Raw genomic sequence first — 11,007 nt, 5'->3', positions numbered from 1 at the left:
AACCGGTAACGACAGGGAGCAAACGCGCGGTCAGTACGGCGGGACATTTGAGGTTGCGTCGATGAAACCGGACAACACGATGACGGGCGCGGCCCCTGAGGCGGACGCGGCGCTCGCAGGCGGCATGGCGGCCAGTTTCCTTGCTGGCGGCGGCGAGATGGGCGCGCTGATACGCTCGTACGACTGGCGCGCGACGGCGCTCGGCGCGCCGCAGGACTGGCCGCAGAGCCTGAAGACGGCGATCCGCATCATGCTCACGTCGCGCCAGCCGATCTGGATCGGCTGGGGGCCGGACCTGATCTTCTTCTACAACGATCCGTACCAGTCGATCATCGGCGGCAAGCATCCCGCCGCGCTCGGGCAGCCGACGTCGATCGTGTGGCGCGAAATCTGGAGCGAGATCCAGCCGCTGCTGCAGACGGCGCTGACGGGTATCGAAGGCACCTTCACCGAGCAGAAGCTCCTGATCATGGAGCGCAACGGCTACCCGGAAGAAACCTACTACACGTTTTCGTACAGCCCCGTACCCGACGACCACGGCGGCACGGGCGGCATCATCTGCGCGAACAGCGAAGATACCGCGCGCATGCTCGGCGAACGGCAGTTGCGGCTGCTGCGCGAAATCGGCGCCGCGACGCGCGACGCGCTGACGTGGCGCGACGTCTGCGAAGACAGCATGCGCGCGCTCGAGAGCGACCCGCACGACATCACGTTCGCGCTTTTCTACGAGGTCGAGCCGGGCGGCACGGTTGCGACGCTGGCGGCGCATTGCGGCATCGCGGCCCGTCATCCCGCCGCGCCGCATACCATCGACGCCGCGCAAGATTCCCCGTGGCCGTTCGCGGATGTATTGCGCAGCCAGCAGCTTGCCGTCGTGACCGATCTGACGGAGCGCTTCGACACGCCGCTGCCGTCGGGCGCATGGCAGCGGCCGACCGCGCAGGCGGCCGTGCTGCCCGTGCAGCCGTCGGGCGAAGCAGGACGCAGCGGCGTGCTGGTGGTGGGTCTGAATCCGTACCGGCTCGTCGACGACAGCTACCGCTCGTTTCTCACGCTGACCGCGCGTCAGATCGGCGCGGCGCTCGGCTATGCCGCCGCATACGAAGAAGAGCGGCGGCGCGCCGAAGCGCTGGCCGAAATCGATCGCGCGAAGACGACGTTCTTCTCGAACATCAGCCACGAGTTCCGCACGCCGCTCACGCTGATGCTGGGGCCGCTCGAAGAAATGCTGGCGAAGCCCGACACCAGTGCCGAGGACCGGCTGCTGGTCGAGGTCACGCATCGCAACGGCCTGCGGCTGCTGAAGCTCGTGAACGCGCTGCTCGACTTTTCGCGCATCGAGGCGGGCCGCATCGAAATCCATCCGCAGCCGACCGATCTCGCCGCGTTCACGGCGGATCTCGCGTCGCTGTTCCGCTCGGCGATCGAGTCGGCGGACATGACACTCGAAGTCGATTGCGAGCCGCTGCCGCAACTCGTGCCCATCGACCGCGAGATGTGGGAAAAGATCGTGCTGAACCTGCTGTCGAACGCGTTCAAGTTCACGCTCGCGGGCACCATTTCTGTCAGCATGAAAACGACGGATGGCGGCGGCATCGAGCTGTGCGTCGCCGATTCGGGCATCGGCATTCCGGCCCACGAGGTCCCGCGGCTGTTCGAGCGCTTTCATCGCGTCGAAGGCGCGATGGGCCGCTCGGTCGAGGGCAGCGGCATCGGGCTCGCGCTCGTCAGCGAACTCGTGCGTCTGCACGGCGGCACGATTCACGTCGAAAGCGAACTGGGCAAAGGCTCGCGCTTCAGGGTCGTGCTGCCGCCCGCCGCCCCTGTCGCCCCCGGCGCGCCTGTCGATGCAGCGCCTGTCGACGCAGCGCGCGGCGCACCCGGCGACGCCCCGCGCGCCATCACGAGCGCGAACGCGCAAAGCTATATCGACGCGGCGATGCGCTGGCTGCCCGACGCGCAAAATCCCGCCGACGCCGACGACGCGAGCACGCTTCCCGCGCCAGGCACCGCGACGGATGGCGCACAGGAAGGCGTCGCGGCGGGCAGGCTGCTGGTCGTCGACGATAACGCCGATCTGCGCGACTACATGCGGCGCATCCTGACGGCGGCCGGCCACGAGGTGCACGTTGCCGCCGACGGCGAAGATGCGCTCGCCGCCGCACGCAAGCTGGCACCTGAGCTGATCGTGTCCGATGTGATGATGCCGAAGCTCGACGGCTTCGGCCTGCTGCGCGAACTGCGCGCCGACGAAGACTTGCGCGAGACGCCCGTGCTGCTGCTGTCCGCGCGCGCGGGCGAAGAAGCGAAGGTGGGCGGTCTCGAATCGGGTGCCGACGACTATCTGATCAAGCCGTTCGCGGCGCGCGAGCTGCTCGCGCGCGTGGCGGGCAATCTGCAGCTCGCGCGTTTGCGGCGCGAGACGGGCAACCGGCTGCGCGACGAATCGCGCACGCTCGAAATTCTCAACCGCGTCGGCACGGCGGTGGCGGCGGAGCTCGATCTGAACCGCGCGGTGCAGGTAGTCGTCGATGCCGCGACCGAACTCACGGGCGCCGCGTTCGGCGCGTTCTTCTACAACGTGCAGGACGATCAGGGCGGCAGCTACATGCTGTACGCGCTATCGGGCGTGCCGAAGGACAGCTTCTCGAAGTTCCCGATGCCGCGCAACACGGCCGTGTTCGCGCCGACATTTTCGGGCGAAGGCATCATGCGCTCCGACGACATCACGAACGATCCGCGCTATGGCCGCAATCCGCCGCATCACGGCATGCCCGACGGGCATCTGCAGGTGCGCAGCTATCTCGCCGCGCCCGTCGTGTCGCGCACGGGCGAAGTGCTCGGCGGGCTGTTCTTCGGTCATCCCGTGCCGGGCGTGTTCACCGCGCGCGCCGAGCGTCTCGTCGAAGGCATTGCCGCGCAGGCCGCGACGGCTATCGACAACGCGCGTCTCTATCAGGCCGCGCAGCGCGAAATCGCTGAGCGCACGAAGGCGGAAGAGGCGCTGCGCGAACTGAACGAAACGCTCGAGGCGCGTGTGGTCGAAGCCGTCGCGGATCGTGACCGTCTGTGGGAATTCAGCGAAGACCTGCTGGTGGTGGCGAGCTTCAATGGCCAATTGCAGCGCGTGAGCCCGTCATGGACGCGCGTGCTCGGTCACGACACGCGCTGGCTCACGCTGCAGTCGTACTACTCGCTGATCCATGCCGACGACCGCGCGATGGTCGAAGCGCAACTCGACGACCTGCGCCGCACGCGCGTGCCCGTGCGGCACGAAAACCGTCTCAGGCACATCGACGGCTCGTGGCGCTGGATTGCGTGGACGCTTTCGCTCGATCCCGATACCGCGCGCATTCACGGTGTCGGGCGCGACGTGACGAACGACCGCGAAACGCAGGAAGCGCTGCGTCACGCCGAAGAGGCGCTACGCGTCGCGCAGAAGATGGAAGCGATCGGCAAGCTGACGGGCGGCGTCGCGCACGACTTCAACAATCTGCTGCAGGTGATCGGCGGCAATCTGCAGCTGCTCGCCGACGACGTCGTCGGCGAAGAGCGGCCCGCGCGGCGCGTGCGCAACGCGCTCGCGGGCGTGGCGCGCGGCGCGAAGCTCGCCTCGCAGCTGCTCGCGTTCGGACGCCGGCAGCCGCTCGCGCCGAAGGTGGTGAACCTCGGGCGCTTCGTGCGCGGCCTCGACGACATGCTGCGCCGCGCGCTCGGTGACGGGATCGAGATCGAGACGGTCGTGTCGGGCGGACTGTGGAATACGCTGGTCGATCCGTTCCAGGTGGAAAACGCGCTGCTCAATCTGGCCATCAACGCGCGCGACGCGATGGACGGCCACGGCAAGCTCACTATCGAAGCAGGCAATGCATCGCTCGACGATTCCTACGCAAAACGTCACGCGGACGTGACGCCCGGCCAGTACGTGATGGTCGCTGTCACCGATACGGGCTCGGGCATGTCGGCCGATGTGCAGGAGCATGTGTTCGAGCCGTTCTTCACGACGAAGCCCGAAGGCCAGGGCACGGGGCTTGGCCTGAGCATGGTGTACGGCTTCGTCAAGCAGTCGGGCGGCCACGTGAAGATCTACAGCGAGCCTGGCCACGGCACGACCATCCGCCTGTATCTGCCGCGCGTTCGCGACGAAGAAGATCTCGAAACGGATATCGACGCCGGTCCCGCGAAGGGCGGCAGCGAAACGATCCTCGTCGTGGAGGACGACGAAGATGTGCGCACGACGGTGGTCGAGATGCTGGCGTCGCTCGGCTATCGCGTGCTGAAGGCGAAGGACGCGCAAAGCGCGCTCGCGATCGTCGAGAGCGGCGTGCCCATCCATCTGCTGTTCACGGATGTCGTGATGCCCGGCCCGCTGCGCAGCACCGAACTCGCGCGCAAGGCGCGCGAGCGGCAGCCGGGCATCGCGGTCCTGTTCACGTCGGGCTATACGGACAACGCGATCGTGCATGCGGGGCGGCTCGACGAAGGCGTCGAGCTGCTGAGCAAGCCGTATTCGCAGGAAGCGCTCGCGCGCAAGATCCAGCACGCGCTGCGCCTGCAGTACGCGCGGCCCGACGACGGGGTGACGTTGCACGCAGAAGACTCGCAGACGGTGAAGTTCGTCGACCGGCACAGCAACGAGACCTTCGAGGCGATCCGTCACCTGCGCATCCTGTTCGTCGAGGATGACGAGCTGGTGCGCGTGAGCACGGCGGAACTGCTGCGCACGTTCGGGCTCGACGTCGTCGAAGCGGCCACGGCGGCGCAGGCGTTGCAGATGACGGACAGCCTGCCCTTCGACGTGCTGCTCACTGACGTCGGACTGACGGACGCTTCGGGCGTCGATCTGGCCATCGAGGCGACGGCGCGCCAGCCCGCCATGTGTGTGATCTTCGTGACGGGCGCCGAGGCCGCGATGTCGCCGCAGCAGCGCGCGCAACTGCGCGACGCCGCGCAGTTGCGCAAGCCCTACGATCCCCTCGACCTGATCGACGCGCTGCAAGCGTGCGCCGGGGAGCGGCGGCGCACGCAGTAGGTGGGTCGTTCGTCGACCGCGTGGTTCGATTAATTTTATCCGGGCAATATTGCTTTTTCTATTTATACCCGGATAAAATGCGCGCATCGACATTGATGATGCGAGACATCATGACCACGAATCACATGGCAACCTGCACCGCTTTCGAAGGCGTCCGGCGCCTGGCGTCAGGTGAACTCAAAGGCGTCGCGCTGGCCGCCAGAGCCGCGATCGAGCGCGATGCCGGCGCGTCCGTGCTGATCTTCGACGACGAAACCAGCCGCCCCATCGACCTCGATTTGCGCGGCTCGGAGCGCGACGTGCTCGCAAGGCTCGCGGACCGCGCAGCCGGCAGCGCGCCGTCAACGGAAGACGCGGGCGAGGCGCCTTCGGCATCGCGCGGGCGCGGACGGCCGAAGCTCGGCGTCGTCGCGCGCGAGGTGACCTTGCTGCCCAGACATTGGAACTGGCTGAACGAACAGCCGGGCGGCGCATCGGTGGCGCTGCGCAAGCTGGTCGACGCAGCACGCATCGCGAGCGAGGGGAAGGACCGCATGCGCCGCGCGCAGGAATCGGCGTACCGGTTCATGACGGCGATGGCGGGCGATCTGGCGGGCTACGAAGAAGCGACCCGCGCGCTGTACGCGAACGACGCCGCCCGCTTCGACGCAATGACGGCCGCATGGCCCGCCGACGTCCGTGATCACACGCGCAAGCTGGCGGCGCCTGCATTTAGCCAGGACGTTGCCCGCAACGGGTGACGCGTTTGACCCGCGAGGCGCGGCGAAAATCGACAGGCGAAAAAAAAACCGCTCATGCCGGGGAGCATGAGCGGAAAGTCGGAGAGTTACAACATCGCTTGCGCTACTCAAAATCGGGGTCACGCAGCCCATCAAGTGTAGAGAGCGCGGCATGCGCTCCGATATCAGAAAACTCCCAAAGCAGACTTCATTGCAAAAAACCTCATGCCGGCTTCCTTATGCCCGGCATCCGTTCATCAAGTCCGCGTCACGCACGCCGTAAAGCCTTGCAGCCCGCGGCCTGCGATGCCTGCGAGTCGACCCGTCGCTGAACGGCTGATGAACTGTCGAGGATCACACGATGAAGTGGTTTGACCGCATGACTGTCTGGAAGAAGTTGCTGATCGCGTTCGCGATCGTGATCGGCTTTGGCGTCGCGGTGGGCGCGGCGGGCCTGTCGGCGCTCGCGTCGATGCACGGCATCACCGAAGCCATTTCGAGCCGGCACATGGACGGCCTCTACTGGATGGAAGAGGCGAACCGCTACAAGATCGACACCGATCTCGACGCCGCCAATCTCGGCTATGCGCCCGACGAAGCCGCGCGCCAGAAGCTCAAGGACGACATCGTCGCGTCGCTGAGGAACATGCACGACGGATACGCGCGCTATCGCACGACCATCGCGGGCAACGACGGGCAAGCGCTCTACGACGACGTGCTGCGTAAGACGGCAGCATGGGAAGCCATCGTGCATCAGCAGATCGGGCTGCAGCCCGTGCCCGCCGGCGTCGACAACGCCGAACTCGTGCGGCGCGCGATTGCCGCGAGCGAGGCGTTGCGCGACAGCATCGTCGGCTGATCGATCACGCGCGAGCAGCTGCGCGAGCAGCGCGAGCAGCGCGAGCAGCGCGAGCAGCGCGTGCTGCGCGCGCTGGTGCTGGCGTCGGTGGCGGCGGGCGCGGCGCTCGCCTGGCTGATCGCGCGGCGCCTTACGCGCCAGCTCGGCGGCGAGCCGGACTACGCCGCGCAGATCGCAAACCGCATCGCCGCGGGCGATCTGGCCGTGCGCGTCGAGACGGAACCCGGCGACACGGCGAGTCTGCTGCACGCGCTGGCGAACATGCGCGGGCAACTGGCGTCGATCGTCGGCAGGATCAGCGAGTCGAGCGAATCGATCCTGCTCGCGTCGGGCGAGATCGCGCAGGGCAACACCGATCTGTCGCAGCGCACGGAAGAGCAGGCGGCGTCGCTGGAAGAAACGGCGGCGACGATGGAGCAGCTGACGGCAACCGTGCGGCAGAACGCCGACAACGCGCAGCAGGCGGGCGGCGTCGCGCGCGGGGCGTCGGAGGTGGCGGCGCGCGGCAGCGGCCTGGTCGGCGACGTGGTCGAGACGATGCGCGAACTCGCGGCGGGTTCGAAGCGGATGACGGACATCATCGGCGTGATCGAAAGCATCGCGTTCCAGACCAACATCCTCGCGCTGAACGCGGCCGTCGAAGCCGCGCGCGCCGGCGAGCAAGGCCGCGGCTTCGCCGTCGTCGCGGGCGAGGTGCGCGCGCTCGCGCAACGCAGCGCGGTGTCGGCCAAAGAGATCAAGGAGCTGATCGAAAACTCGACCTCGCGCGTCGACAGCGGCGCGCGGCTCGCCGAGCGCGCGGGGAGCACGATGGCGGAAGTCACGCAGGCCGTGCAACGGATGACGGACATCATGGCTGACATCTCGGCGGCTTCGGGCGAGCAGAGCACGGGCATCGAACAGGTGAACCGCGCCGTCGCGCAGATGGACGAAGTCACGCAGCAAAACGCGGCGCTCGTCGAAGAGGCGGCTGCGGCGGCGGGCGCAATGGCCGATCAGGCGAGGCATCTGAAGACGGCCGTCGCCGTGTTTTCGCTTTGATACTTTGATACAACACTTGCCGCGCATCGATGCGCACGGGCATTTTGCGCGGCTTGTCATGGGCAAGCGCTCTCCGTAAACTCGCGCGTAGTTCAAGAATCCCATCCTGGACCGCGCCGCCTCGAGGTCCGACCACGCGTCCGGCCACGGCGGCGTCACCACACAAACGCCAATAGAGGAGAACCCCCCGCGATGGCCGATTCCTGGTTTCCGCGCTGGCGCGTCCAGCCGGCGAGCGTCGAAGGGCGCGTCGTCAATACCGACGAGCGCCTGCCGTTTCCGCAAATGCTCGCGATGGGCATTCAGCACGTCGTCGCGATGTTCGGCTCGACCGTGCTCGCGCCGCTGCTGATGGGCTTCGATCCCAACCTGTGCATATTCATGTCGGGTATCGGCACGTTGCTGTTTTTCGTGCTGGTCGGCGGCCGCGTGCCGAGTTATCTGGGTTCGAGCTTCGCGTTCATCGGTCTCGTGATCGCGATCACGGGCTACACGGGACACGGCCCGAACCTGAACATTCCCGTCGCGTTGGGCGGCATCATCGCGTGCGGCGTGACCTACATCGTGATCGGCTTCATCGTGTCGGCCATTGGCACGGCGTGGATCGAAACGCTGATGCCGCCCGTCGTGACGGGCTCCATCGTCGCGGTGATCGGCCTGAATCTCGCCCCCATCGCGGTGAAGGGCGTGAGCGGCAGCGCGTTCGAATCGTACATGGCGCTCGTCACGGTGCTGTGCGTCGGCGGCGTGGCCGTGTTCGCGCGCGGCATGGTGCAGCGTCTGCTGATTCTCGTCGGGCTGCTGATCGCCTACGTGATCTACGCAATCGTCACCAATGGCATGGGCATGGGCAAGCCGGTCGATTTCTCGATCGTCGCAAACGCGCCGTGGTTCGGCATGCCGCATTTCACGTCGCCCGTGTTCAACGGCCAGGCCATGGCGCTGCTCGCGCCCGTCGCGGTGATTCTCGTCGCGGAGAATCTCGGCCACATCAAGGCCGTCAGCGCGATGACGGGACAAAATCTCGACGGCTACATCGGCCGCGCATTCATCGGCGACGGCATCGCGACGGTGGTGTCCGGCTTCGCGGGCGGCACGGGCGTGACGACGTACGCGGAGAACATCGGCGTGATGGCCGTGACGCGCATCTACTCGACGCTCGTGTTCGTGATCGCCGCCGTGATCGCGCTGATTCTCGGCTTCTCGCCGAAGTTCGGCGCGGTGATCCAGACGATTCCCGGCCCCGTGCTGGGCGGCGTGTCGATCGTCGTGTTCGGGCTGATCGCGGTGACGGGCGCGCGCATCTGGGTGGTGAACAAGGTGAACTTCTCGGACAACCGCAATCTGATCGTCGCCGCCGTGACGCTCGTGCTCGGTGCGGGCGATTTCTCGCTGAAGTTCGGCGGCTTCGCGCTCGGCGGCATCGGCACCGCGACGTTCGGCGCGATCATTCTTTACGCGCTGCTTCGCCGTAAAGGTCCGCAAGAGCCCGCTGTCTGACGCGGCGTTTCAGTACGGAGCCGGCGCATCAACATGGCGCTGGCTCCCTTCCGCATCACCCTCACTTCTTTCCCATGCCGCGCGTCAGCAGCGCGGTTTCCGTCAGGTCCACCTCGCGCATCAGCTTGTTCAGCGTGTCGTCGTTGATGAACTGCTGGCCGCGCAAGTCGAGCAGCGCCGCGCGTTCGGCGCGCATGGCGGCGAGCTTCATCTGGAACTCCAGCATCTCGCTGCGCCGCGCGTTCGCGGCGGGCTCCTTGTCGTCGTCGAGCGTCGCGAGCCGGCGACGGTAGATGCCCATCACGCGTGCCGTCACTTCGGCGGCGCGCGCGGAATCCGCTTCGTCGAGATCGGCGGTCGCGCGCTGCTGATAGTCGTCGATTGCGCGAATCGCCGACTGCGCGGCCTGAATGCGCGCGGCGCGTTCTTCGGCGGCATGCGGATCGGCACGGCGGCGCGCGCCGTTCATCAGAAGCGGCAAGCCGATCACAGCGACGACGAGCGACGCGAGTATCACACCTGACGCAATGAAGATCGCGGTATCGCGTCCGGGCAGCGGCTGTCCGTTCGACAGCGCGACGGGCAGCGACAGCACGCCCGCGAGCGTCACCGCGCCGCGCACACCCGCGATCGTCGTGAGCGACACGGTGCGCAGGCCGGGCACCGCGTTCGCGACGCCGTGCTTCGCCGCGCCGCGGCTCGAGAACCAGCGCAACAGCCACACCCACACGAAGCGCAATGCGTAGAGCGCGAGCAATACAGCCGCGACGTAGAAGATGAGCCGCAGCTCCGAGCCGCTCGCTTCCGCGTGCGCATCGAGCAGCGCGCTGCCGATGATGTGCGGAAACTGCAGCCCGAGCAGAATGAACACCATGCCGTTGAAGATGAACTCGATCATCGTCCACGTAACGCTGGCGCGCACGCGCGCCGACGCCGGGCTCGTGCGCGTGAATGCCGACGAATTCATCGTCATGCCGCCCGCGACGGCAGCGAGAATGCCCGAGAAACCGAAGTGCTCGGCGAACAGATAGGCGGCAAACGGAATCAGCAGCGTCATCACGACGCCGGGCGCGGGGTCGCCTTCTTCGGTGAGATTGAGGATGCGCGTGGACGCATAGCTGAAGAGCCACGCGACAGCCGCGCCCGTCGCGAGTCCGCCGAGCGCGATGATGACGAAGCTCACCGACGCGTCGCGCAGCGAGAACACGCCCGTCAACGCGGCGGCAATCGCGAACTTCAGCGCGACGAGACCCGACGCGTCGTTCATCAGCGCCTCGCCTTCGAGGATATGCATCAGATGATCGGGCAGCCGGTTGCGTCCCACGATGCCCGACAGCGCGACGGCGTCGGTCGGCGACAACACGGCCGCGAGCGCGAACGCGACGGGCAGCGAGATCGACGGCACGATGGCGTGAACGAAGTAGCCGACGGCGACGACCGTCATGAACACGAGGCCGAGCGCGAGCATCAGGATCGCGCGGCGCTGCATGAAGAACTCGCGCTTCGGCATGCGCCAGCCGTCCGCGAACAGCAGCGGCGGGATGAACAGCATCATGAACAGTTCGGGATCGAAGGTGACGTGCAGCGAAAGACGCGGCCACGCAAGCAGTGCGCCGAACACGATCTGCACGAGCGGCAAGGGCAGCCTGAACGGCGCGAGCCGTACGACGATGCCCGACGCAGCAACGGCCAGCAGCAGGATCAATACGGTAAAGACGATATCCATCTGAAGCGGGATGTGGGGAAAGAAGCACTGACGCGCGACGAACAGAGCGACACTACAAGTCTGCGTCACGCAGCGCGAAGCGCCGCGTTGGAAAGCCATGCGGCGCACCGGTAGGCCGAAGTGTAGCCCG

At 66.9% G+C, this 11,007-nt stretch carries 4 protein-coding genes and 1 pseudogene; 4 read left to right on the top strand and 1 reads right to left on the bottom strand.

Annotated features, from left to right (window positions below; genetic code table 11):
• Positions 1-61: 61 nt before the first annotated feature.
• From H3V53_RS08320 to H3V53_RS08305, 4 genes and pseudogenes are all read left to right on the top strand, one after another.
• A complete protein-coding gene (locus tag H3V53_RS08320) occupies positions 62-5,032 on the top strand; it encodes a response regulator (protein WP_336597554.1) in 4,971 nt (1,656 codons plus the stop codon).
• Positions 5,033-5,142: 110 nt separating this feature from the next.
• Complete coding sequence (locus H3V53_RS08315; protein WP_336597553.1) at positions 5,143-5,772, top strand: DUF2239 family protein; 630 nt, start codon at positions 5,143-5,145, stop codon at positions 5,770-5,772.
• Positions 5,773-6,112: 340 nt separating this feature from the next.
• A pseudogene (locus H3V53_RS08310) lies at positions 6,113-7,651 on the top strand (methyl-accepting chemotaxis protein).
• A 192-nt stretch (positions 7,652-7,843) separates the two neighbouring features.
• Positions 7,844-9,151, top strand: a complete 1,308-nt coding sequence (locus H3V53_RS08305; RefSeq protein WP_336597552.1) for a solute carrier family 23 protein — start codon at positions 7,844-7,846, stop codon at positions 9,149-9,151.
• 61 nt (positions 9,152-9,212) lie between these two features.
• Here the strand turns inward: H3V53_RS08305 and H3V53_RS08300 are convergent, their stop codons facing one another.
• Positions 9,213-10,877: a Na+/H+ antiporter gene (locus H3V53_RS08300; protein ID WP_336597624.1), complete on the bottom strand. Its 1,665-nt coding sequence runs from the start codon at positions 10,875-10,877 to the stop codon at positions 9,213-9,215.
• Positions 10,878-11,007 lie beyond the last annotated feature (130 nt).

It is taken from the genome of Paraburkholderia bengalensis (assembly GCF_037126505.1).
GTDB classification, from domain to species: Bacteria; Pseudomonadota; Gammaproteobacteria; order Burkholderiales; family Burkholderiaceae; genus Paraburkholderia; species Paraburkholderia bengalensis.
Note: the sequence above shows the minus strand (reverse complement) of the source record. Positions and strands in the feature narration are given on the sequence as shown.